Raw genomic sequence first — 21,595 nt, forward strand, 5'->3', positions numbered from 1 at the left:
TTGTGATCTGCGAACTGTGAACGGCGAACTAAGAGCGGGGGCAGCGTAGTGTGACGGATGAAACGGATGAAGAGTTCAAACGGATGGCGTGGTCTTGGAGGCCGCTCGGCGCAGCGGCTAGAATAGCCCTCAAACCATGTCTCTTACGAAGGAGCAAGCCCTCGACCTGTTCCGTTCCGATGACCTGATCGGCATCGGCATGGAGGCCGACGCGGTGCGGCGCAAGCTGCATCCGGAGGGCGTGGTCACCTACGTCATCGACCGCAACATCAACTACACCAATCTCTGCACCGAGTACTGCACCTTCTGCGCCTTCTACCGGCCGGTGAAAGGTCCGAAATCGAAGGAAGGCTACACGCTCGAATACGAGACCATCTACGAGAAGATCCGCGAGACGGTGGAGCTGGGCGGCACGGGCGTGCTGATGCAGGGCGGCCTGAACCCGGCGCTGCCGCTGGAGTGGTATGAGAAGCTGCTGCGCGGCATCAAACAGCGCTTCCCGCGCGTGCACCTGCACTGTTTTTCGGCTTCCGAAATCATTTTTCTGGCGGAATTGAGCGGGCTTTCCATTCGCGACACCATCCTGCGGCTGCGCGATGCCGGCCTGGATTCCATCCCCGGCGGCGGGGCCGAAATCCTGGACGACGAAGTGCGCTACAAAATCGCGCGCCTGAAATGCCTGACTGAAGACTGGCTCAACGTGCACCGCACCGCCCACAAGCTGGGCATGCGTACCACCGCCACCATGATGTTCGGCTGCGGTGAGGCCTTCGAGCATCGCGTGAACCATTTCCAGCGCCTCTACGACCTGCAGGAAGAAACGGGCGGATTCACCGCGTTCATTCCGTGGTCGTTCCAGCCGCAGAATACCGCGCTGGGCGGGCGGCACTGGGACGAGGCCACCGCCGTCGAGTACTTGAAAGTCCTGGCCATCTCGCGCCTGTTCCTCACGAACTTCTTGAACGTGCAGGCGAGCTGGGTGACACAGGGACTGAAGGTCTGCCAGCTTGGGCTGCGCTTCGGCGGCAATGACGTCGGCTCGGTGATGCTGGAAGAGAACGTGGTGGCCGCGGCGGGAGTGCGTAACCGGACCAGCGAAGAAGAACTGCGCCGGATCATCCGCGACGCCGGCTTCCGCCCGGCGCAGCGGGACACGCTGTACCGGCAGTATTTCCTGAATTAGCCGTTCGGTGGGCTGCCTTGGCCGCCGCAGTGCTTGGTTGAGACACCGCTGGCACGCTGTGACATGTAGCGCCAAATGCTATAGTCGAGAACAGACCAGTCGACGCCGAGGAGTGTGGCAGCGTCACAGATGAGTTTGTGCGCCTCGTCGTAGCTATTCGTGGGAGTACCTGCCTCCTCAAGGAATCGGAACAGGTGACGGTCTATCGCGACGCCTTGTGCGCCCACGAGAATCTGGAGATAGTGCGCGGTCTTGTCTTTTATCCCCTTTATCTGTCGTATCCGTTCGAGGTTTGCAGGCTTTTCTAGCCAGATTCGCAGTTGATCCTCAGTTTCGACACCGTTCTGCAGGAGGACGCTTATGAGTTCTTGAAGCGTCCTGAGCTTCCGATTACCTTGCCAGCTTAGGACTTGATCTGCGCCAAGTTGTCTGATGAGACGGGCAAACGAGCTCGTCGTTGTCGCGTCCGGGTACGTTCCCAGTACACGTTCAACGCGCGGTCGAACAACGGTCTCGTAATTAACACCAGCCTGCAGGACGGCGTCCGTTAGGGTGGCACCCATGTGCCCATAGCTGCCTTCCATTGACGCCACGAGTACAAACTCCGTGTGCAACCGGATGTACGCTGCCAATGCCTCCGCGTGGTTCATCGAGCAACGCCTCTATGCGAACCTGGCTAATGTCCAGAGCGGAGAACACCGTACAACACCCCGCTTCAGAAGAACAACCGTCCAAAGCGGAAGAACACTTTCTTTTCTCCCTGTTCACCCACGCTGCCCCCAACGTAGAAGACGCCCAATCGGGTGACGCCCATCACGCCCAGGGCGACGTCGTGGAAGGTGTTGGCGGCGTCCACATCGTCAAAGGCATCGCCCATTTCATAGCCGACCACGAAGTAGGTGCGGGTGGCGAGGCTCGTTGGATCGCGACTCAGCGTGCGCAGCAGGGCCAGGCTCCCGTTATAAAAGCTCCCACCGCGGAGCTGATCGCGGCCCAGCGCGCTCAGGCGCAAGGGACCGCCGAGCGTGAAGGCGTCCACCGGAGAGCCACGGCCAAAGTTGGAGCCACCGGCAGCCGTGCCGATGAGCAGATACTTGGGCGCGAGCTGCCGGGCCACGAGCCAGCGCGACTCGAAGGTGGGAAACTCTCGAACCTCTCCCGGCGATTCGAACACCCAGCCCACGCTCATTTCCCCGCGGGCGCCTGAGGTGGGAATGGCAGGGCTGTCGGTTCCGTCGTATCGCCAGAGCGCGCGCAGGGCACTATGCGTGCCAGTCAGCTTGGGCAAGGTCGAGGCGCCGATGGTGGAGAAGGCGTCGACGTGCGCGATCTCATACCCGAAGCGGAATTCGCTGGTGCGCCCGAGCAGAAAGCCGAAGTCCATTCCGCCGCCCATGCGATCCAGGTTGTATTCCGCGATGCGGTCGCTGCCGTCGTAGACATCCTGCTTCTCGCGGCCGACAAAGGCCCGTGGCGCCAGGAACCAACGGCCGCCGCGGATGCGCCGGTAGTACTCGCTGGAGAAAAAGCTGGTCCTGCCGAGATTGAAATCGTTGCGCCACTCATCGGAAGGCACGGCCAGGCGCAGGAAGGTAACCCGCGCGCCGAAGCCGAAGCGCGGATCATCGGCCTGGCTGCCATCGATGGTGAGTCCCCAGTTGATGAAGGGAGGCCCGTAACGCTTCTCACTCAGGTTGACTTCGAGGACGTTCACCTTTTCGCGTTGCAACTGCTGGTAGGTGGCGGTGGAAAAACGCCCCCCGGCAATCTCGTCCAGCCGGCGCTCGACTCGACGAACATCGAATGGCTGGCCCGCGAGCGACCGCAAATCGGCTGTGACCGCGCGAGACTCTTCGCCCGCGCCGTGCACTTCGATGCGCTGCGGCGTTTCCATGTTGCGCCGCCGGGCGCGGCGCGCTTCCAGATAGCTCTCCCACTCCGCGTCACTGACGGCCAGGGTCTTGAGGAAACGCGCCTTGGCTTCCGCGGCGGCGTAGCCACGTTCTTCCAGGTCCTGCCACTTCTCGAAATCGGTGGACGAAAGACCCTTCAAGTCCGGGGAGAGCACCAGATCGGCCTGGGCCAGGCTGCGGCGCTCGTTCGCGGCAATCATCGTGGTGAGGGATTCACGACTCACTTTCAGCAGCGACTCCAGCGACTCCGGCGTTGGCGGCGGCGTATCCAGTTCCACGGCGATGACCACGTCACTGCCCATCTTGCGCGCGACGTCGACCGGCAGATTGTTCAGCAGGCCTCCGTCGACGAGGATCTGACCATCCTTGCGCACCGGCGCGAAAATGGCGGGCAGCGACATGGTGGCCCGCAGCGCCTCCAGCAGCGAGCCCTGGTGAAAGACCACCTGCTCGCGGCTCACCAAATCGGTGGCGACGCAACGGAAGGGCGTGGGCAGTTCGTCGAAGCTGCCCGTTTCCGCGTAGGGCGCCGCGAATCGGCTCAGCACCAGGCTCACTCCCTGGCCGCTGTTGAAACCCGGAGGGAAACTCACGCCGTCGTGCCATCCGAGCTCGAGCTCATTGGCAAACACGCGCTGGTCTTCTTTGCGACGGAAGGTGAGATGGCGATAGGTCGTGGGCGGGCCGAAGACCCGGCCCCAGTCGGTGTCCCGCACCAAGGCACGCATCTCCTCCGGGGAGTAGCCGCTGGCGAACATGCCGCCCACCAGTCCTCCCATGCTGGTTCCCGCCACGTAATCGACCGGGATGTGGTGCTCGTCGAACCAGCGAAGGACGCCAAGGTGCGCCAGCCCCAATGCACTGCCTCCCGCCAGTGCCACGCCAATGCGCGGCCGCGGCGCCGGAGGCGGATCGGTGGTTTGTGTCTGCTGAGCCAGAAGCGTACGGCTGGCAGGGAACAAGAGAACAAATAACAGAGCTATACCGCGAATCTGACGCATCGCTTCCTCCCCTGGAGCGACCAGAATCTCTTTATCTCGATTCTGATGCCCCAGCGACGCAGACCGGAGAGCATCCGCGAGGGGAATCGTACTCCCAATGCAGTCGCGGTACAGGCAACCCGGACCAAATCATGTATAATCAAAAGCTTGTGGCGGACTGGGCCGCCGCATCTGTAATTTTCATCCGACGGGAGCCCTCCCCTGTTCAGTTTTGCACTCATCTGGATGGCGGCATTCGCCCGCCAGCGCGGGCTGGAAGAGTACATCCGCCGCCACTTCTTCGACACGACCTTCAAAGGGCTGTACCATCTCAACGCGTTTGACCTGGCGCTGCTGGTGCCGTATTTCATCGTGCTCATCCTCCTGGCCAGCTATGGGATGCATCGTTACGCGCTGGTCTACGCTTATTACCGGAACCGCAAGAACCGCGTGACCGAACCCGCGGCGCGCTTTGTCGAACTGCCGCGTGTGACGGTGCAGTTGCCGATCTTCAACGAACGCTTCGTGGTCGAGCGGCTGGTGGAAGCGGTGTGCCGGCTGGAGTATCCGCGGGAGAAGCTGGATATCCAGGTGCTCGACGACTCGACCGACGACACGCGCCAGGTGGCTAGCGGCGTGGTGGAGCGCTACGTGGCCCTGGGTTACCCCATCAGCTATCATCATCGCGCGAACCGCGAGGGCTTCAAGGCAGGCGCGCTGCACGAGGGACTGAAGACGGCGCAGGGCGAGTTCATCGCCATCTTCGACGCCGATTTCGTGCCGCCGGAGGACTTTCTACTGCGGCTCATCCACCACTTCACCGACCCGCAAGTGGGCATGGTGCAGGGGCGCTGGACGCACATCAACCGCAACTACTCGTTCCTCACCGAGGTGGAGGCCATCCTGCTCGACGGCCACTTCGTGCTGGAGCATGGCGGACGCTCGCGCTCGGGCCTGTTCTTCAACTTCAACGGCACGGCAGGGATGTGGCGACGCAAGGCGATCGAGGAAGCCGGCGGCTGGCAGCACGATACGCTCACCGAGGACACCGATCTTTCCTATCGCGCGCAGCTCAAGGGCTGGCGCTTCCGCTATCTGCAGGACGTCGAGTGTCCGGCGGAGCTGCCGATCGAGATGACGGCGTTCAAGACGCAGCAGGCGCGCTGGGCCAAGGGACTGATTCAGACGGCGAAGAAGATCCTGCCGCAGGTGATGAAGTCGGATGCGCCCTTCAAGGTGAAGGTGGAGGCGTGGTTCCATCTGACCGCGAACCTCAGCTATCCGTTGATGATCGTGCTCTCCACGCTGCTGTTGCCGGCGATGATCATCCGCTTCTACCAGGGCTGGTTCCAGATGCTGTACATCGACCTGCCGCTGTTTTTGGCGTCGACCTTCTCCATCTCCAGCTTCTACCTGGTGTCGCAGAAGGAACTTTACCCGCGGAGCTGGCTGCGCACGTTCCTCTACCTGCCGTTCCTCATGGCTCTGGGCATCGGGCTGACGGTGACCAATGCGAAAGCGGTGCTCGAAGCGCTGCTGGGCATCCAGTCGTCGTTCAAGCGGACGCCGAAGTACAAGGTCGAGACGCGGCAGGACAAGGTGACGACCTCGCGGTATCGCCGGCGGCTGGGCTGGGTACCGTGGGTCGAGCTGGCCATCGGCGGCTACTTCTTCGCGACCGTGTACTACGCCATGGCCAACGAGAACTTCATCACCGTGCCCTTCCTCATCCTGTTCGTAATCGGCTACTGGTACACGGGAGTGATGTCGCTGCTGCAGGGAATGTTTACCGGCTGGACGTTGCCCATGCCGGCGCGTGCCAAGCCCTACGCCGTGGGGGTGTAGGGCGCCGGCGTCTTTGGCCGGCTATCGCGCGCGGGCATCATGGAGCGCGCGCGGCGGCATGCTAGAATCCCCCTTCTTCTGAATCCCAATGGCGAGGCTTTCCGTGCGCAGGTTCCTGATCGCTCTGCTGTTTCTCTCTACGACGCTGGCCGGGGCCATGGAGCGGCAGCCCAACGCCGACTATCGCGCGCGGCGGCAGGCGCTGGCCGCCAAGACCAACGGCGGCGTGGTGGTGCTCTTCGCCCCCATGGAAAACGAAGGGCCGAACGCGCTCTACGGCTTCCGTCAGGAGGACAACTTCTATTACCTGACGGGGTTGTCGGCGCCGGATGCTGCGCTGGTGATTTCGCCGGCGGTCGAGGCCAAGGGCGAAGAGCCGGCGCGCCCGTATGTCGAGATCCTTTTTTTGGCCGCGCGCAACACGACGCAGGAGCGCTGGACTGGACCGAAGCTCGGCCCGGAGAATCCCAGAGCCCGCGAAATCACCGGCTTCGATCGCGTGGAGCCACTGGACAGGATGCGCGAGGAGCTGGCCCGCATCCTGCCATCGCCGCGGGTCACCATCTACACCGATATCCGCGAGGGCGGCGAACGCTCGCCTTCCACCAGCGGCATCGAGTTCCTGTGGCGCTCCAACGCTTTCCCCAATTACGTCGGATTCAGGGACGTCCGGCCGCTGGTGCATGCCCTGCGGCTGGTGAAAGACGCAGGCGAAGTCGGGCTGATCCGCAAGGCGACCGACGCCAGCATGGCCGCGCACCGCGCCGTGCTCCACAACATGAAACCGGGGATGACCGAGCAGCAGATCTCGGCCTTGATGCAGTATGAGTTCCTCAAGCGCGGCTGCGAGCGCCCGGCCTATGCGCCCATTGTGGGGTCGGGCTTCAACGGCACTGTGCTGCACTACTCGGAGAACTCGGCCACCCTGGCCGACGGCGACCTGGTGGTGATGGACGTGGGCGGCGAGTACTCCATGTACGCCACCGACATCACCCGCACCCTGCCGACGAACGGCAAGTTCACCGCCCGTCAGCGCGAGATCTATGAGATCGTGCTGGGCGCGCAGCAAGCGGCAGAGAAGGCCTTCGAGCTCGGCAAGACCACCCTGGCGCGCAGCGGCGAAAACTCGCTGCAGAAGGTCGCCTACGACTACATCAACTCCCACGGCAAGGACAAGCACGGCAAGCCGCTGGGGCAGTACTTCATTCACGGATTGGGGCATTCGGTAGGGCTGAACGTGCACGATCCCGGCTACGACGGAAAACCCATTCCGAAGGGCATGGTGTTCACCATCGAGCCCGGTATCTATATCCCGGAGGAGAACCTGGGCGTGCGCATCGAGGACATGTATTACGTCGATAACGATGGCAAGCTGGTGCGCCTGTCTGCCGGCCTGCCGCGGACCGTGGAAGAGATTGAGGCGGAGATGGCCAAGCGGGATTAGGGAATCTGGTCATGTTGTCATCTCGTCATCTGGCCATCTGCGCGGCAGGGTTTCAAATGACCAGATGACTACTTGGCCAGATGACCACGTGGCTACCTGACCCGATGGTTCGATACCCAATCACCCGATATCCGACTCCTCTGGTATCCTAGAAGTCTGTGTTGATGAGCTTCCTGTACGCTGTGTTGGTACTCTCGGTCGTGGCCCTGCTGGGGTCGGCGGTGATGGCCTGGGTACGCGTGCACCGGGAGCTGAAAGCCTCCGATGAGGCCCTGCGCCGCGCCCTGGCCGAGATCCAGGCTGAGCAGGAAGCGACGCGAACCTAAATTGTGGTCAACCTGAGGCTCCGACCGAGGATGCGCGACCGAAAACGCGGCCACGTTGCGGTTTTCCCTGCTTTCCCTGCGAGCCGCAGGACCGAGTTACTGTACCAGGGGCTCACCGTTGTGGGAGCTTCTCTCTTCGTCGCTCTTTGCGCTCGCGTCACGCTGCCGCTTCCCTTCACACCGGTGCCGTTGACGCTGCAGAACTTCGGCGTGCTGGCGGTCGGGATGATCCTGGGCAGCCGGCGCGGCGCGGCGGCGTTGGCTCTCTACCTCGCACAGGGCGCCATGGGACTGCCGGTGTTCAATCCGACTGGACCGGGCGGCCTGGCCCAGATTCTGGGTCCGACCGGCGGCTATCTCCTGGCCTATCCCGCGGTAGCCTACATCGCCGGGATGGCGCGGGAGCGCGGAGGTTTCTTCCGCTTTCTGGCTGCGGGCATCGCGGCGGAGATGGTCCTGTTCGCCGGCGGTGTGGCGTGGCTGTTCCTGCTCACGGGTTCCCTCGAGCGCGCGGCGCAATTCGGCGCACTGCCTTTCGTGTTCGCAGAGGTCATCAAGATCATGCTGGCGGCGGGCGCGGCCGACCGCTGGCAGCGCTTCCGCCGTGGCGGCAAGTCCTAGTCCCGCGGCCGCATGACCCCGCATTCCTCCAGGTCCAGCCGTACGAAAGCCGCCGCTGTGCGTGAGATCACCGTAGCCCACAGCCCGGACTCCGACGACGCCTTCATGTTCTACGCCCTGGCCACCAGCAAACTGGAAACGCCCGGGCTGCGCTTCCGGCACGCGCTCTGCGACATCGAGACGCTGAACCGCAAGGCGCTGGAGGGCTTCTACGACGTTACCGCGATCTCTTTTCACGCCTATCCCTACGTGCAGGAGAAGTACGCGCTGTTGCCCACCGGCGGCAGCGTCGGCGACGGCTACGGTCCCATGGTAGTCGCCTCACGTCCCTTCACGAACACGGAGCTGTCGCGGCAGATCATCGCTGTCCCGGGCACGCTGACTACGGCCTACCTCGCGCTGAAGCTGTTCCTGCCGGACGCACAGACCGCCGTGGTTCCGTTCGACCAGATCATCCCGCAGGTGATGGAAGGACGCTACCAGGCGGGACTCATCATCCACGAGGGCCAGCTCACCTATGCCAAGGCCGGACTGCATCGCGTGGTGGATCTGGGCAGGTGGTGGCGCGACTCCACCGGCCTTCCGCTGCCGCTGGGCGGAAACGCCGTGCGGCGCTCGCTGGGCAGCGAGACCATCCGCAAAGTCTCCGCGGCCATCAAGGGCAGCATCCAGTATGCGCTGAATCATCGCGAGCTGGCGCTGGAATATGCCATGCAGTTCGCCCGCGAGCTCGACCCGGATTCGGCCAACAAGTTCGTCGGCATGTACGTGAACGAGCGCACGCTCGACTACGGCGAAGACGGCCGCGAGGCCGTGCGCCGCCTGCTGGAGATGGGCCATCGGGCGGGCATCATTCCGCATCCCGCCAAAGTGGAGTTTCTGGGCTAGGTAATTCGCCTGGCCTGGCTCCGTTCGGCTTCCCTCGGTAGAGACGCAGCTTGCTGCGTCCCAGAGACGTTGCAAGCACCTCTCTACGTCAGGCGCCGTCGGCGCCCCAGCGTTTCTGGGATTTCTCTGCGATCTCCGCGGACTCTGCGTTGAAAAAAAGCGTCAGCTGCCCGGCTGGTTGTAGCGGCCGATGATGACCCCGATCTCGACCGCCGCCTCCGGAGTGAGCTTCTCAAACTCCAGCCCCACGCCCGCGCCGCCGGCATAGCGCACGACCGTATGCACTTTGCGGCGGATGCCTTCGCGCTCGTCGGTGATGGTGAGGATGCGCTTGGCGCCAACCGGCCAGCGCCGCGTGGTATCCAGGTGCATGCCGCCGCGGCCCAGCATGCGCACCAGCCCGGCGCGTTTGCCGCGCGCATCTGCGGCGTACACCTCCGCCGACTCCGGAATGGCCACGCGCTCGAACTTCCGTCGTTCCGGGGGCTCGGCCATGCGCGCGATTGTAACAAAGAACGCTCACCGGCTTCTGCTTGCCGCCCGACGGTCCGCGTTTTCGGCTTTCCGGCTTCCGCTCTCCGCTTTCCGCACTTGGCTGTTGGCTTTTGGGGCTCGGCCTTGCATTTTGCCTTTTGCATTTTCAATTTTGCATTTCACTTCGGCTCGGCGGTATAAGGAGATTGCCTATGAGCGCCGAGTTTTCCATCACGTCTCCGCAGAACCTGCTCATCGACGCCGACGACACGCTGTGGGAGAACAACAAGTATTTCGAACGGGCCATCGCCAACTTCATCAGCTTTCTCAATCACCACGAGTACACCGCAGAGCAGGTGCGCGAAGTGCTCAATGATGTGGAGCGCGAGTGCATTCTGAAACACGGCTACGGCTTGCACAGCTTTGCCCACGCGCTGGTGGATACCTTCGAGCGCCTGTCGCTGGAGCCGCTGACGCCCGGCCTGCATGAAACCATCCGCGGCTTTGCGCACACCATCGCCGAGCATCCGGTCGAGATCATCGCCGGCGTACCGGAAACGCTCGAGTACCTGGCCGCCCGCCATCACCTGATCCTGATGACCAAGGGCGACCTGACCGAGCAGTCGGGCAAGATCGAGCGCTCCGGGCTGAAGCCCTTCTTCGCCGCGGTCGAGATCGTGCTGGAGAAAGACCCGGCCACGTACCGCAGCACCACCGAAAAATACGGCCTGGAACCCGAGATCACCTGGATGGTGGGCAACAGCCCGCGGTCCGACATCAATCCCTCGCTTTCGGCGGGGCTCAACGCCGTTTTCGTGCCCCACGACAACACCTGGATTCTGGAGCACGAGGAAGTGAACCAGCCCGCGAACGGCAACTGCCTGCTGGTGGTGGAACGCTTCGCCGACCTCTGCCGCCACTTCTAGCGCCTTCTGGACACCTTGGCGCCTCTCGCATATGCTGGCCGCTTCGCACGATGTCCGACGACCGGGATATCTTGTACGCGGCCATCGGCGCCGGCTTCGGCGCCTGGTCGTTCTTCAAAGGCTTCCGGATCCTTCGCAATAAACGCCTGGTCGAGAACACGCCGACGTCGAAGTGCCGCTCGGTGGCGCTCGGCCTGGCCGAGGTGCAGGGCAAGGCCACGGGCGACACCTGGTTCATCAGCCCGCTGGCCGAGGTGCGCTGCTACTGCTCGCAACTCAAGATCGAGCGCTACGAGAAGCGCGGCAAAAGCTCGCGCTGGGTCACCGTGCACGAGCGCCAGAACATGGTGCCCTTTTTCGTGGAAGACGAGACCGGCCGCGTGCGCGTGAACCCGGCGGGCGCTGAACTGGACCTTTCTCCCGACCTGGAGTACGAAAACGAGAGCGGCCTTGTGAACTGGCTGAAGCAGGCCTTCAGTGGCGATCCCGCCGACGGCCTGGCGGGCCGCTCCATCGAGGAACGCTTCCGCAGTTACTGCGCGCGGCAGGGAGTCTCCTACTCGGGGCCCATGCGCTTCACGGAGCGCAACCTGTGCCCCGGAGGCCCGGTCTACGTGTTCGGCATGGCCAACGAGGTCCGCGGGGAAGCCGACGAGAACCTGCGCGTGGTCATCGAGAAAGGGAAACATCACCCCTGGTTCTTCATCGCGGAGTCAAGTCAAAAAGAAGTCTTGCAGAAACTGGCCCGCAACGTATGGTTGTACGTGTTCGGGGGCGGGGCGTTGTTCCTGGCCTGCCTGGGATGGCTGCTGGTCCGCCTGAATTTGTGGTAAACGATATCGAGGAGGTTGCCCATGATCGCGCTGGGATTCCTGGTGGTCCTGCTGGTGGCGGCGGTGGTCCTTGTGATGTGGGCTATCGGCATCTACAACGGCCTCATCGCCATGCGTAATACCGTGGACAAGGAATGGTCGGACATCGACATCCTGCTCAAGCAGCGCTATGACGAATTGCCCAAGCTGGTGGACACCTGCAAAGGCTACATGGCGCATGAGCGGGGCACATTCGAGGCCATCACCAAGGCGCGCGCGGCGGTGGCCCAGGCCGGTACCCCGGCTCAGCGCATGGAGGCGGAGAACCAGATCACCGGGGCGCTCCGGACTCTGTTCGCGGTGGCCGAGAACTATCCCGAGCTGAAGGCCAACCAGAACTTCCTGCAGTTGCAGGGACGGGTGACAGGACTGGAGAGCGACATCGCGCGCCGCCGCGACGAATTCAACGAGGCCGCCAACGTCTACAACATCCGCATCGCGCAGGTGCCGGACATGATCGTGGCCCGCTTCCTGGGCTTCATGCGGCGCGACCTGTTCCAGGCCGCCGCCGCCGAGCGCGCGGACGTGAAGATCAGCTTCTGAACGGGGAACCAGGCTATGGGCTTCATGATTGCAGCCTTCTTCTTCCTCGTGGTGGCGGGCCTGGTGCTCTACTTCATCACCGTCTACAACAGCCTGGTTTCGATCCGCAATGAGTGCGACCGCGCCTGGTCCAACATCGACGTGCTGCTGAAGCAGCGGCACGACGAGCTGCCCAAGCTGGTGGAAACCTGCAAGGGCTACATGCAATACGAGCGGCAGACGCTGGAAAACGTGGTGCAGGCGCGCACCGCCTGGCTCAACGCCACCACCGTAGACCAAAAACTGCAGGCGAACCAGCAAACCGCCGGAGCGCTGAAGACGCTGTTCGCAGTGGCGGAGAAGTATCCTGACCTCAAAGCCAACCAGAACTTTTTGCAGTTGCAGGCGCGCATCAGCCAGCTCGAATCGCACATCGCCGACCGGCGCGAGTTGTACAACGACGCCGTCAACACCTTCAACATCCGCATCGCGCAGTTGCCGGACGTATTCATCGCCCGCATGCTGGCCTATGTTCCTAGGCCTCTGTTCGCCGCCACTGGCGCCGAGCGCGCGGACGTGAGCGTGGCCATGTAGGGTGTTCCCCCACGTCTGCGCCGAAAGGCGTGGCGCAGATCATGGGGCTTCATCATCCGCGCTGCCACGCCGGACGCCTGCCGGGCCATCCTTTCCCTTCCACTCAGTCTCGGCTGCCTCAGTGTTCATTTGTAGCGAACCGTAGAGTTCCATCGGCATGGTAACCGCCCCCGGAGTTACCCCACCGCACCAAGTTAACCAATAGCCCGAAGGTGGCGGGCGGAGCCGGGTGTGGTTGGCGGCGTGGTAATCTCAATCTGCTCTGCGGTTTTCGCTGCCACCTTCGCGTGACAGTGAAAAAGAACAATTTCCGGCGGCTGCTCGGAACCTTCGAGACCCTCGCCGACCTCGGTCCGGAACTGACCGCGGAACGGGACTTCCCCGAGACCGCGCGCGTCATGCTCAACCTGCTGCTGGAGGCCCTAGGGGCGCGCGAAGGAGCGCTGTTCACCTACAGCGACAAGCCTGCCTTGCTGGCTTCGGTGGCGGCGCAAGGTTTTGCCCTCTTCCCCGATGCGGCAGTGATCCCTCTGTTGCCGCGACACGTCCATGCGCTGCAGACCACGCGTACCCCGCAGGCGCTGACCCCGAAGAGCTGCGACAATTTTCTGAGCTCGAACGGCAACGTGGCGCCGGAGCTGTTCAAGTGCATCGCACCGCTGCGCGTGGGCTCGAAGCTGGTGGGCATGCTGGCGCTGGGCCGGCGCGAGGGCGACGCCGTCTACGAGGGCGACGAATTCGACGCCCTGGGCCTGATGGCCAACTACATCGCGCTGGCCGTGCACAATCACAATCTGAGCCAGTCGCTGCAGCATCGCATCGCGGAGAACCTGCGCCTGCTAGCCTCGCTGCACAGCTTTTATGACCAGACTCTGGAAGCGTTTGCCAGCGCCATCGACGTGAAGGACGTACACACGCACGGGCACTCCCTGCGCGTGGGCCGCTATGCAGCGGGCATCGCCACCAGCCTGGGCATGGACGAGACCGAGGTCAGCGGGCTGCGCGCCGCCGGCTACCTGCACGATATCGGCAAGGTCACGGTGGACAAGTACATCTTCGCCAAGCCCACGGCGCTGGGCCCGGAAGAGTTCCGGGAGATGGCCGACCACACCGTCATCGGGCACAAGATCGTAAGCGGCGTGGAGTTCCCCTGGCCCAGGATCGCGGACGTGGTGCGCTGGCACCACGAGCGCTCCGACGGCTCCGGCTACCCCGACCGGTTGCGCAACGACGACGTGGTCGTGCCGGTGCGCGTCACCGCGGTGGCCGATACCTTCGACGCCATGACCAGCCCGCGGCCCTACCGCCAGCCGCTCTCGGTGGGCGAAGCCCTCAGCGAGATCGTGCGCCTGACGCCACAGAAGTTCGATCCCAACATCGTGCAGGGCCTGCTGGTGCAGGTGCGCCGCGACGCCACCGGCCGCAACCGTCCCACCTTCCTCGATGAGCGCCTGGAATGCAACATCGCTCCCACCGACGTGGACCAGGTCGCCGCCTCCCTCAACTACCGCATCAATAAAGGCCGGGTGTACTCGGCGTAACCCATTTGGTAATTGGCCGGAACGACGGCGCTCAGGAGTACATCTCCGGATACAACCGCCGGGCGCAGTCAGGACAGATGCCGTGGCTGAACTCGGCCTCGGAGCGGGCGCGGATATAGGTCTCCATGGGGTTCCAATTTCCCTGCTCGTCGCGGATCTTCTTGCAGGAAGCGCAGACCGGCAGCAGTCCGCGCAGCGTCTTGACCTCAGCCAGCATGGCTTCGAGTTCCGCGGTGCGCTCGCGGACCTTGTTTTCCAGGTCGGCGGCCAGGGCTTGCAGTTCCTGGTTCAGCCGATTGCGCTCCGCCAGGGTCTGCTCGAGCTCCTGGTGAGATCGGAGCAGGCTCACGGCCAGGCCGGAGAACTCGCCGGAGAGCTGCGCCACCTCCGCGGGGATCCCGGGAGCCGCCTCAAGCGGAGCCGGACCGTCCCGCGTGGTGAGATGCAGGCCGCGCACGTGGTCGACCAGATGGTCGAGCGGGCGCAGCACACGGGCCGCAGCCACGCGTGCGAACACGATGGAGAAGGCGATGCCCGCCAGCGCCAGCAGCAGCGTGGCCAGGTGGTAGCGTTCGGCTTCGGACACTGCGTGCTCGTGGGCGTAGAGGCGCCAGTGCAACACGCTGAGTCCGAGCACGGGAACCGTGGTGGTAAGCACCAGCACGTGAAGAAGGTAGAAGCGCAGGGAGCGCGGCTCCCCCGCGGCAAGACCACCCGGGATCCAGCCGCGCATCACCGCAGCACCGACCACCAGCTCCGCCAGCAGGACGTTCAGCAGGCCGTTGAGCGGCGTCTTGGCGAGGATGAACCACACGCCGGGCGTTGCCTCGCGCAAGGCAACGACGTGCGTCAGGTAGAGCAGCGGAACGCCGGCGACCGCCCAGTAGAGCAGGTCGGCCGCCAGTGGCATCCAGCGGCGGCGCACCAGCAAGCCGACCGCGGCTGCTTCCAGCACGACGGCCGCAATGGCATACGGATGGCCCAACAGCGTCAGCGTGCGGCCGGCAGCCAGCGCCGCCGCCAGCGCTCCCCAATACGGACCGCAGAGCAGGGCCACAGCCAGCGGCAAGACGCCGCCGAACATCAAGGGGACGTCGGCAAACAGCGGTACGCTCCAGGAGTTCAGCAGGAAGCCCAGTGCCCCGGCCGCAAGGCTGAGAATGACGGCCCTTCGTCGCTCGTCCGACATGCTGGAGCACCGCCGCGCCGCTGGCTTCGGGAACCGCGCGGATTATATGCCGGGCCCAGCCGGATTCGAAAGCGGCGCCGGACGTCAGCCGCGCAGGACCTTCTCAATCTGCCGCGTGTGATTGATGTCGTGCCCGGCGAACATGGTGGCGATGCGAGCCACGGTCTCCCTGCCGCGTTCGGAGTGGATGCCGTACATGCGCCACTGCCGGGGCTGGAGCGAGCGCAGCAGCGCCAGGTTGCTGCGGCGCAGGGTGGAGAACATTTCCAGCGACTGTTTCGGATCTTGCCGGGCGTACTTGCCGACCTTGGCCCATTTGTCCTGGTCGAAGGCCTGGATGGCGGTGCCGTTGGCGCTCAGGATCATACGCAGGCGATAGCCGGCCACCATCTCGGACTCGGCCAGATGCGCCAGGACCTCCGCCACGGACCACCTGCCCGGGGCGGGGCGTCGCGCCAGTTGCGCACGGCTGCGCCCGCGGATCAGGCGCGCCAGACGGCGGGGCGTCGCCTGCTGTACTGCGAGCGGGTCGTGCCCTTCCACATACCCGAGGATGCGCCGCACGTACTGCTTCACCGTTTCTGCCATCAGTCTGCCTACCTTCCCTTGCGTGCTTCGGTCACCGCTTCGCGCGCCTCGGTCTTGAAGACCGCGCCCAGCACTTCCATCTCCATCGTCCCTTCCTTGGTGCTGGCAGAGGACTCCAGGCGCGGCGTGTCCTCGCCGGTGGGGAACAGACGATAGTCCACCTGGGCCTCGTACTTGCCGGTGCCCAGGCCCGTGGCGCGGCCGAGGAATCCTCCCACCTTGCCGGCCGCTTTCATACGCGTGAGGTCAGTATAGAGGACGAAGTCGCAATCCTTGCTGCGGGCCTCCATCTGGATGTCGTCCGGCTTGGTCGCATCGAGCGGCACGGCATCGGCGTCGTAGTCGCGAATCTCGTTCATCAGCAGCTCCCGTGCCTGCTGCAGGTTGGCGGAACTCTTGGCCTTGTTTTCGATGCGCACCACGCCGATGCGCAGCTTTCCGGAACTCTTGCCGGCCGTGGACTGCGAAGCGCCGGCCGCAGCCACCGCTGCCGCCATATCTTCTTCGCTCACGTCGCCCTTCGTGGCCTGGGCCATCATCGCGCCCATGTCGGGTGCGCACATCAGTTGCTGGAAGCTCGTGACTTCCCGGTAGCCGGCGGGAAGGTCGAACAGCGCCGGCTCAAGCGTGGAGCGCGAGAGCTCCAGGGTCTCCGTCGTGGTGGTAAAGGTCTGGCCGCCGGCGGTCATGGTGCGGGTTTCTTTCAGCGGGTATCCCAACTGCCCGGCGCCGGAACGGCGGAAGCGGATTTTGTCCTGGCATTCCGGCTTCTGCGGGGCGGCGGTACGGGCCGACGCCCGCTGCGCCGCCGTCTGGCAACTCAGGCCGTAGGAGACGTTGGCGTACCAGCCGTCGGTCTCCATGCTGAATTTCTCTTTCAGGCAGGCGTCCGGCGAGGGCTCGGCGCGCATCGAGCTCTTGATGTGCCGGGCGCTGAAGCCGAACATCTGCTGGCGCTCGCCGGTATCGGTGACGGTATTGACGTAGGTAACGATGCCACCACGCGACGCGGGCTCGGTCTTTGCGCCCTTCTTTGCAGCCGGCTTGGCTGCAGGCGGAGCAGGTTCGGCAGCGGCTTCTTCCACCGCCTCATCTTCTTCCGTGAAGGGCGTCACCAGGTAGACCTTGCAGGCGTTGTTGATCTGGATTTGGCGCTTCTGATCGCACTGCAGCACTGTCGTCACCGACATGCCGGGGCCGTAGCTTTGCTCGCTGCGCTGCCGCGGTCCCTTGATGTAGACCGTGCTTTCGCTGGTATGGCCGGCCATGGTGTTGCGTGTCTTCACCTTGATATCGGCCAGCGCGGCCGGCAACAGTACGGCCACAAGGGCGATGAACACTGCCCCATAGAGCTTCTTCATGATCTATCTCCCTCGTCGTGCTGAGACTCTAACGGCGGAGGTTGGAGGGCGCTATCCGATTCTTGCCTCCAGTTCACCTTCCCGGCCGCGGTCGCTCTCCAGAACGAGGAAGACAGTCTGCCACAACGGGCCGCAGTTTGGCAGTGCGCAGTGCTAGGGGCCGCTAGGAGCGGGAAAGCGATGGTGAATGGCGCCCACAAAGACGCGGTCGGCGCGATGTGAAACGCGGCGGAGGATCTACACCTGAACCAGCACGTCGTCACCCTCGATCTTCAGCGGATAGACGGTAACCTTGGCGGCGGGATTGTGCGTGGCTTCGCCGGTCTTGGGGTCGTACATCCAGCCGTGCCACGGGCACACGATCTTGCCTTCAACGATGATGCCCTGCCCCAGCGGGCCGCCGCGGTGCAGGCAGACGTTGTCCAGCGCGGTCAGATTGCCCTCGACGTTGGCTATGCAGATGGTGCGTTCACCGCAGGGGAATTCTCGCGCCTCGTCGCGACCGGGCAGGTCGCCTTTGCTGCCGATCTTCACGAACTCAGCCATGAAGGAGTTCCTCCGAGAACTGAGAACCGGAAACTGAGAACTATTTCGGCTGCAGGGTCTGCGCGATCATCACCTGCCGCTTGAAATCTTCCACCATGCTCTCATCCAGGCGGACTTCGGTGGGACGCTTGGCCAGGGTCATCTGGTCGATCTTGTCCTGCAGCTTGAGCAGGGCGTAAAACAGGTTCTCCGGACGCGGCGGGCAGCCGATCACATACACGTCGGTGGGCACAATGCGGTCCACGCCTTGCAGCACCGCATAGGTGTTGAACGGCCCGCCCACCGACGAACAGGCGCCCATGGAGATGCACCACTTGGGATCGGGCATCTGCGCCCAGATGCGCTGGATCACCGGCGCCATCTTCAGGGTCACCGTGCCGGCCACGATCATCAGGTCGCTCTGCCGCGGGCTGGGCCGGAAGACCTCGCTGCCGAACCGCGCGATGTCGAAGCGCGCCGTCGAGGAGGCAATCATCTCGATGGCGCAGCACGCCAGGCCGAACGTCATCGGCCAGAGCGCCGACTTGCGCGCCCAGTTGAACACGTAGTCCACCGTGGTGATGAGGAAGTTCTTCTCGAACTTGTTCTGCAGCCAGGCCATAGCGCCTCTAGAAAAGCAGTCTATGGACGGCCCGGAGGGGTGTCAACCTGGTGCCCTTGCTCTTGTTGCGCGGCTTTGGTAGAAGATTGCGTTTCGCTCTGACTTCCCGGAGTCCCTGCATGGACCTGACCCGACGCCGATTCCTAGAACTTACGGGCAGCGCCGCGGCCGCAGCCCTCGCCCATGAACTCTTCGGCCTGCCGGAGCTGAACGCGCAGAACACCGGCGCGGGCAAGCCTTCGGAGGCGCTTTCGGCGCTGGCCGAGGTTGCGCTGGCTCGGGCCAAGAAGCTGGGCGCCACCTACGCCGATATCCGCATCAACCGCTATCGCGACCAGGTGGTGGCATTGCGTTCCACGCCCGACCTCGCCACCGGCAAGTTGAACCACGTGCCGGCGGTGCGCGACACCGGTTCGTTCGGCTTCGGCGTGCGGGTGATTGCCAACGGCACCTGGGGCTTCGCGGCCAGCCGCATCGTCACCAAAGACGAGATCGCACGCGTGGCCGCCGAGGCGGTGGCCGTCGCCAAAGCCAACTCGGCGCTGCAAAAGCAGCCGGTGCGCCTGTCTCCGGTGAAGGCCTACGTGGACAAATACACCACGCCGCACCAGCGTAATCCGTTCGACGTGCCTATCGCCGAGAAGCTGGCGCTGCTGGAGAGGGCGAACGCCGAGGTCAAGGCGGTTCCCAAGGTGTTCAGTGCCAACTCGACGCTGGTCGCGCACAGCGAGGACAAGTTTTTCGCTTCCTCGGAAGGCTCGCGCATCCAGCAGTACATCCTGCAATGCTACGGGCAGGTGACGGCCGCGGCGCGCGACCTGGAAAGGCGCGTCTCACGCCAGCGCAATTATTCTCCGTCGCCCTACACGGCGGGCTGGGAAGCCATCGAAGAGCACGACCTGCCCGGCAACGGCCGCCGCATTGGCGAGGAAGTGGTGGAGCATCTGTCGGCGCCGCCGGTCACGCCCGGCAGGAAAGATCTGGTCCTGATGCCCAACCACCTGGCGCTGACCATCCACGAATCCATCGGGCACTCGACCGAACTCGACCGCGCGCTCGGCTACGAGGCCAACCTCGCCGGCACCAGCTTCCTGACGCCCGACAAAATGGGCAAGTTCCGCATCGGCAGCGAAATCATGAACATCCAGGGCGACCGCACGCTCCCCCGCGGCATGTCCACCGTGGGCTACGACGACGACGGCGTGAAGGCCACCGAGTTCGACATCGTCAAGAACGGCGTATTCCAGCACTTCCAGACCATCCGCGACCAGGCGCACCTGGTGGGCGAGAAGGAATCGCGGGGTTGCTGCTACGCCGATTCGTTCGACAGCATTCCCTTCCAGCGCATTCCCAATGTGTGGCTGAAGGCCGGAACCAAGCCCATGACGCTCGACGACCTGATCGCGGCCGTGGACGACGGCATCCTCATCGACGGCCGCGGCTCCTGGTCCATCGACCAGCAGCGCTACAACTTTCAGTTCGGCGGCGACGCCTTCTGGGAGATCAAGGGCGGCAAGAAGGGCAACATGATTTCGCGCGTAGCCTACCAGTCGCGCTCCACGGATTTCTGGTCGTCATTCGAAGCCACCGCCGACCAGCGCTTCTGGCAGAACCACGGTCTTACCAGCGACGGCAAGGGCCAGCCCACGCAGATCAACGCCATGAGCCACGGATCGTCGCCGTCTCTGTTCCGCCGGATCAACGTGCTGCTTACGGACTGAGGATAAGGGAAAGAACATGCTGAGCCGCGATGACGCCAGGAAGCTGATCGACCAGGTCCTCTCCTACTCCAAGGCCGATGACTGCCAGGTGACCATCGGCGAGCGCGACCTTGCGCAGACGCGTTTCGCCGTGAACAGCATCACCACCAGCGGGCGCTCCGATGGCGTTGCCATCTACATCTGGTCCACCAAGGACCGGCGGACCGGCCAGGTCGCGACTAATGAGACCTCGGAAGACGCGCTGCGCAAAGCCGTGGCGCGGTCAGAGGAACTGGCCGGTTTCGCGCCGCCCGATCCGGAATACGTCGAGCCGCTCAGCCCGCAGAAGTACCCGGAGATTCCCTCGTACGATGCGGCCACCGCCGCAGCGGCGCAGAAGGAGATCCTGAGTGCAGTGAAGACAGCCGTCGAGGCCTCGCAGGCCAAGGGCGTGGTCTCCTCCGGGTACTACGAGCGCACGGCTTCGGCCCTCGCCCTGGGCAACAAACGCGGCAATTTCGCCTATGCGACGCGCACGCGCGCGGAGTACTCGCTGACCTCACGGACGCCGGACGGCACCGGCTCGGGCTGGGCCTCAGCCGAAGGACATCGCATGGGCGACGTCGACGGCGCCCGCATCGCCGGCATCGCCATCGACAAAGCGGTGCTCTCCCGGAAGCCTCGGCCGCTGGAACCCGGCAAGTACACCGTCGTCCTTGAGTCGGCAGCCGTTTCGGATCTGCTCGCGTACATGTTTGGCCTCGGCGGCGTGTTCGACGCCCGTGCCGCCGAAGAAGGACGCTCGCTGTTCACCCGGCGCGGCGGCGGTACCCGGCTGGGCGAGAAGATGTTCTCCGAGAAGATCACCGTGCGCTCCGATCCCTTCGACTCGCGCAATCCCGGCCGTCCCTGGGTAGGCAACGTAGAGGTCGAGATCGGCGGCGTAGGGCAGATCTTCTTCGGGGGAGCAGGCGTCGCGGGCCCCAGCTATCTGCCCACAGAAAAGATCGACTGGATCGAAAAGGGCGTGGTGAAGAACCTGGTCTACACCCGCTACTGGGCGGAGAAGAAAGGCGTCAATCCGACGCCGCTGCCGGCGGCCAACCTGGTGATGGAAGGCGAAGACCACTCCGTCGAAGACCTGGTGCGTTCGACCGAGCGCGGCCTGCTGGTGACGCACTTCTGGTACATCCGCTACGTCAATCTGCAGACCGTGCAGGTCACCGGGCTGACCCGCGACGGCCTGTTTTGGATCGAGAACGGCAAGATCACGCACCCGGTCATGAACTTCCGCTTCAACGAAAGCCCCGCCAACGTGCTGGCCAACGTCGAAATGCTGGGCCGCCCCGAGCTTTCCGACAACCGCATCGTGCCCGCCATGAAGGTGCGGGATTTCACCTTCTCGAGCGTCTCAGACGCGGTGTAACACTCAGCACTCAGCCGAACCCAAGGTGTGGCTGAATGCTGACTGCTGATTGCTG

Annotated in this window: 21 protein-coding genes; 13 read left to right on the forward strand and 8 right to left on the reverse strand. The window is 64.0% G+C overall.

Annotation, left to right across the window (positions count from 1 at the left end):
- Positions 1 to 136 precede the first annotated feature (136 nt).
- Positions 137 to 1,183, forward strand: coding sequence for a cyclic dehypoxanthinyl futalosine synthase (gene mqnC / locus VNK82_04715; protein ID HXE90248.1), 1,047 nt, complete (start codon positions 137 to 139; stop codon positions 1,181 to 1,183).
- Here the strand turns inward: mqnC and VNK82_04720 are convergent.
- Together VNK82_04720 and VNK82_04725 are read right to left on the reverse strand one after the other, a co-directional pair.
- Positions 1,180 to 1,833, reverse strand: coding sequence for a hypothetical protein (locus VNK82_04720; GenBank protein ID HXE90249.1), 654 nt, complete (start codon positions 1,831 to 1,833; stop codon positions 1,180 to 1,182). The two genes, mqnC and VNK82_04720, sit on opposite strands and share 4 nt — an antisense overlap.
- A 65-nt stretch (positions 1,834 to 1,898) precedes the next feature.
- Positions 1,899 to 4,058, reverse strand: a complete 2,160-nt coding sequence (locus tag VNK82_04725; protein HXE90250.1) for a patatin-like phospholipase family protein — start codon at positions 4,056 to 4,058, stop codon at positions 1,899 to 1,901.
- A 264-nt stretch (positions 4,059 to 4,322) separates the two neighbouring features.
- On the opposite strand from VNK82_04725, the gene VNK82_04730 reads away from it, so the two are divergent.
- The 5 genes from VNK82_04730 to VNK82_04750 all read left to right on the forward strand — a co-directional run bounded on the left by VNK82_04730 (position 4,323) and on the right by VNK82_04750 (position 9,200).
- Positions 4,323 to 5,921 (forward strand): cellulose synthase family protein, encoded by a 1,599-nt coding sequence (locus VNK82_04730; GenBank protein HXE90251.1) that lies wholly within the window; start codon positions 4,323 to 4,325, stop codon positions 5,919 to 5,921.
- An 88-nt stretch (positions 5,922 to 6,009) separates the two neighbouring features.
- Positions 6,010 to 7,365 carry an aminopeptidase P N-terminal domain-containing protein gene (locus VNK82_04735; GenBank protein HXE90252.1) on the forward strand — a complete coding sequence of 452 codons (1,356 nt, stop codon included), beginning with the start codon at positions 6,010 to 6,012 and terminating at the stop codon, positions 7,363 to 7,365.
- Positions 7,366 to 7,529: 164 nt separating this feature from the next.
- On the forward strand, positions 7,530 to 7,691 hold the full coding sequence (locus tag VNK82_04740; GenBank protein ID HXE90253.1) for a hypothetical protein: 162 nt from the start codon (positions 7,530 to 7,532) through the stop codon (positions 7,689 to 7,691).
- A 183-nt stretch (positions 7,692 to 7,874) separates the two neighbouring features.
- Entirely contained in the window at positions 7,875 to 8,312 is a 438-nt protein-coding gene (locus tag VNK82_04745) for a biotin transporter BioY (GenBank protein ID HXE90254.1), read from the forward strand.
- Between the two features lie 12 nt (positions 8,313 to 8,324).
- Positions 8,325 to 9,200: an MqnA/MqnD/SBP family protein gene (locus VNK82_04750; GenBank protein ID HXE90255.1), complete on the forward strand. Its 876-nt coding sequence runs from the start codon at positions 8,325 to 8,327 to the stop codon at positions 9,198 to 9,200.
- Between the two features lie 162 nt (positions 9,201 to 9,362).
- Here the strand turns inward: VNK82_04750 and VNK82_04755 are convergent, their stop codons facing one another.
- Complete coding sequence (locus VNK82_04755) at positions 9,363 to 9,695, reverse strand: PilZ domain-containing protein (GenBank protein ID HXE90256.1); 333 nt, start codon at positions 9,693 to 9,695, stop codon at positions 9,363 to 9,365.
- Positions 9,696 to 9,886: 191 nt separating this feature from the next.
- Between VNK82_04755 and VNK82_04760 the strand changes: the two genes are divergently transcribed.
- From VNK82_04760 to VNK82_04780, 5 genes are all read left to right on the forward strand, one after another.
- On the forward strand, positions 9,887 to 10,600 hold the full coding sequence (locus tag VNK82_04760) for an HAD family hydrolase (protein HXE90257.1): 714 nt from the start codon (positions 9,887 to 9,889) through the stop codon (positions 10,598 to 10,600).
- Between the two features lie 50 nt (positions 10,601 to 10,650).
- On the forward strand, positions 10,651 to 11,433 hold the full coding sequence (locus VNK82_04765) for a GIDE domain-containing protein (GenBank protein ID HXE90258.1): 783 nt from the start codon (positions 10,651 to 10,653) through the stop codon (positions 11,431 to 11,433).
- A 21-nt stretch (positions 11,434 to 11,454) separates the two neighbouring features.
- The gene (locus VNK82_04770) at positions 11,455 to 12,015 is read left to right on the forward strand and encodes a LemA family protein (GenBank protein HXE90259.1); all 561 of its coding nucleotides are present in this window, start codon (positions 11,455 to 11,457) and stop codon (positions 12,013 to 12,015) included.
- Positions 12,016 to 12,039: 24 nt separating this feature from the next.
- Entirely contained in the window at positions 12,040 to 12,588 is a 549-nt protein-coding gene (locus tag VNK82_04775; GenBank protein ID HXE90260.1) for a LemA family protein, read from the forward strand.
- Positions 12,589 to 12,881: 293 nt separating this feature from the next.
- Positions 12,882 to 14,129 carry an HD domain-containing phosphohydrolase gene (locus VNK82_04780; protein HXE90261.1) on the forward strand — a complete coding sequence of 416 codons (1,248 nt, stop codon included), beginning with the start codon at positions 12,882 to 12,884 and terminating at the stop codon, positions 14,127 to 14,129.
- A 31-nt stretch (positions 14,130 to 14,160) separates the two neighbouring features.
- Here the strand turns inward: VNK82_04780 and VNK82_04785 are convergent, their stop codons facing one another.
- The 5 genes from VNK82_04785 to nuoB form a co-directional block, all read right to left on the reverse strand.
- Positions 14,161 to 15,318: a hypothetical protein gene (locus VNK82_04785; GenBank protein HXE90262.1), complete on the reverse strand. Its 1,158-nt coding sequence runs from the start codon at positions 15,316 to 15,318 to the stop codon at positions 14,161 to 14,163.
- 84 nt (positions 15,319 to 15,402) lie between these two features.
- Positions 15,403 to 15,906, reverse strand: coding sequence for a DinB family protein (locus tag VNK82_04790; GenBank protein ID HXE90263.1), 504 nt, complete (start codon positions 15,904 to 15,906; stop codon positions 15,403 to 15,405).
- A gap of 8 nt (positions 15,907 to 15,914) precedes the next feature.
- On the reverse strand, positions 15,915 to 17,267 hold the full coding sequence (locus VNK82_04795; protein HXE90264.1) for a hypothetical protein: 1,353 nt from the start codon (positions 17,265 to 17,267) through the stop codon (positions 15,915 to 15,917).
- A gap of 237 nt (positions 17,268 to 17,504) precedes the next feature.
- The gene (locus VNK82_04800; GenBank protein HXE90265.1) at positions 17,505 to 17,813 is read right to left on the reverse strand and encodes a Rieske (2Fe-2S) protein; all 309 of its coding nucleotides are present in this window, start codon (positions 17,811 to 17,813) and stop codon (positions 17,505 to 17,507) included.
- Between the two features lie 40 nt (positions 17,814 to 17,853).
- Positions 17,854 to 18,414 (reverse strand): NADH-quinone oxidoreductase subunit NuoB, encoded by a 561-nt coding sequence (gene nuoB / locus VNK82_04805; protein ID HXE90266.1) that lies wholly within the window; start codon positions 18,412 to 18,414, stop codon positions 17,854 to 17,856.
- Between the two features lie 119 nt (positions 18,415 to 18,533).
- On the opposite strand from nuoB, the gene VNK82_04810 reads away from it, so the two are divergent.
- Together VNK82_04810 and VNK82_04815 are read left to right on the forward strand one after the other, a co-directional pair.
- Positions 18,534 to 20,135, forward strand: a complete 1,602-nt coding sequence (locus tag VNK82_04810; GenBank protein HXE90267.1) for a TldD/PmbA family protein — start codon at positions 18,534 to 18,536, stop codon at positions 20,133 to 20,135.
- A 16-nt stretch (positions 20,136 to 20,151) separates the two neighbouring features.
- Positions 20,152 to 21,540 carry a TldD/PmbA family protein gene (locus VNK82_04815; GenBank protein ID HXE90268.1) on the forward strand — a complete coding sequence of 463 codons (1,389 nt, stop codon included), beginning with the start codon at positions 20,152 to 20,154 and terminating at the stop codon, positions 21,538 to 21,540.
- Positions 21,541 to 21,595: the final 55 nt, after the last annotated feature.

It is taken from the genome of Terriglobales bacterium, assembly GCA_035573675.1.
GTDB lineage: Bacteria > Acidobacteriota > Terriglobia > Terriglobales > Acidobacteriaceae > DATMAB01.

What these genes read in the sequence shown, in the direction of transcription:
- mqnC (HXE90248.1), top strand. Translation starts at nt 137, where the DNA reads ATGTCTCTTACGAAGGAGCAAGCCCTCGACCTGTTCCGTTCCGATGAC.
- VNK82_04720 (HXE90249.1), bottom strand. Translation starts at nt 1,833, where the DNA reads ATGAACCACGCGGAGGCATTGGCAGCGTACATCCGGTTGCACACGGAG.
- VNK82_04730 (HXE90251.1), top strand. Translation starts at nt 4,323, where the DNA reads ATGGCGGCATTCGCCCGCCAGCGCGGGCTGGAAGAGTACATCCGCCGC.
- VNK82_04735 (HXE90252.1), top strand. Translation starts at nt 6,010, where the DNA reads ATGGCGAGGCTTTCCGTGCGCAGGTTCCTGATCGCTCTGCTGTTTCTC.
- VNK82_04740 (HXE90253.1), top strand. Translation starts at nt 7,530, where the DNA reads ATGAGCTTCCTGTACGCTGTGTTGGTACTCTCGGTCGTGGCCCTGCTG.
- VNK82_04750 (HXE90255.1), top strand. Translation starts at nt 8,325, where the DNA reads ATGACCCCGCATTCCTCCAGGTCCAGCCGTACGAAAGCCGCCGCTGTG.
- VNK82_04755 (HXE90256.1), bottom strand. Translation starts at nt 9,695, where the DNA reads ATGGCCGAGCCCCCGGAACGACGGAAGTTCGAGCGCGTGGCCATTCCG.
- VNK82_04760 (HXE90257.1), top strand. Translation starts at nt 9,887, where the DNA reads ATGAGCGCCGAGTTTTCCATCACGTCTCCGCAGAACCTGCTCATCGAC.
- VNK82_04765 (HXE90258.1), top strand. Translation starts at nt 10,651, where the DNA reads ATGTCCGACGACCGGGATATCTTGTACGCGGCCATCGGCGCCGGCTTC.
- VNK82_04770 (HXE90259.1), top strand. Translation starts at nt 11,455, where the DNA reads ATGATCGCGCTGGGATTCCTGGTGGTCCTGCTGGTGGCGGCGGTGGTC.
- VNK82_04775 (HXE90260.1), top strand. Translation starts at nt 12,040, where the DNA reads ATGATTGCAGCCTTCTTCTTCCTCGTGGTGGCGGGCCTGGTGCTCTAC.
- VNK82_04785 (HXE90262.1), bottom strand. Translation starts at nt 15,318, where the DNA reads ATGTCGGACGAGCGACGAAGGGCCGTCATTCTCAGCCTTGCGGCCGGG.
- VNK82_04790 (HXE90263.1), bottom strand. Translation starts at nt 15,906, where the DNA reads ATGGCAGAAACGGTGAAGCAGTACGTGCGGCGCATCCTCGGGTATGTG.
- VNK82_04795 (HXE90264.1), bottom strand. Translation starts at nt 17,267, where the DNA reads ATGAAGAAGCTCTATGGGGCAGTGTTCATCGCCCTTGTGGCCGTACTG.
- VNK82_04800 (HXE90265.1), bottom strand. Translation starts at nt 17,813, where the DNA reads ATGGCTGAGTTCGTGAAGATCGGCAGCAAAGGCGACCTGCCCGGTCGC.
- nuoB (HXE90266.1), bottom strand. Translation starts at nt 18,414, where the DNA reads ATGGCCTGGCTGCAGAACAAGTTCGAGAAGAACTTCCTCATCACCACG.
- VNK82_04810 (HXE90267.1), top strand. Translation starts at nt 18,534, where the DNA reads ATGGACCTGACCCGACGCCGATTCCTAGAACTTACGGGCAGCGCCGCG.
- VNK82_04815 (HXE90268.1), top strand. Translation starts at nt 20,152, where the DNA reads ATGCTGAGCCGCGATGACGCCAGGAAGCTGATCGACCAGGTCCTCTCC.